The sequence below is a fragment of the Olavius algarvensis spirochete endosymbiont genome (genome assembly GCA_900608495.1).
GTDB lineage: Bacteria > Spirochaetota > Spirochaetia > DSM-2461 > DSM-2461 > UBA2779.
The window spans coordinates 1-678 of the sequence record UWYT01000273.1 but is presented as its reverse complement, the minus strand read 5'-3'; the positions used below and the strand labels follow the sequence as shown (position 1 = coordinate 678).

The window sequence follows — 678 nt, the reverse complement described above, 5'->3', positions numbered from 1 at the left end:
GGGGGTTTTGATAAGCCTTGTGGACTTTGGCTTATGGGGTTAGATGAGTGATTTGGCCAGTAGTCTTTTTCTGCAAGCTGATACCTAAAGGCCCTGGATGAGCCGCTTGGGGGGGAGGAAGTTATTCCTTGGGATAGAAATCAATAGAATCTATTTTTCTTCTCCTTTGAGAAAACCATCAATAGTCTGCAAAAGAGATTTTTGTTTTGTATGAGGTAATTTTTCAATTCGGTTCATTCTTTTAATCAATCGTAGGGAAGGTATCTCTTCAGGAGTTGTCTCTGTTTTTAGCCCAAGAATTTCATCGGTACTGACTTTTAATGCACTAGAAAGTTTAGAAAGGATAACATCATTTAATCGTAATTTTCCTCGTTCATAGTCTGTCATCAAAGTCCAGGGGATATTCATAATTTTGGCTAGCTCTTTTTGAGTTAATCCCCTTGCTTTTCTCAGACGAGTGATTTGTTTACCAGGGACAATTTGTTGTTCTTCCACAAAGTTATTCTAATTTGTTTTCAAAAATCCCGATTTAGTAACTTGACAAAAACGGTGTATAACCGTATTTTATAATATAGAAATTTGTCAGAGGAAAAAGGATTTTACCCTTGACACACTTTTGCAAGACCCCGCTCTGTTAGGGCGGAACAAGAAAACGGCCCATCCTTAGAAGTTAGTGGC

Annotated in this window: 1 protein-coding gene; it reads right to left on the bottom strand. The window is 38.1% G+C overall.

Annotated elements, in window-relative coordinates; all coding sequences use genetic code 11:
• Positions 1–150: 150 nt before the first annotated feature.
• On the bottom strand, positions 151–495 hold the full coding sequence (locus tag S1OALGB6SA_RS08165) for a helix-turn-helix domain-containing protein (protein WP_124033136.1): 345 nt from the start codon (positions 493–495) through the stop codon (positions 151–153).
• Positions 496–678: the final 183 nt, after the last annotated feature.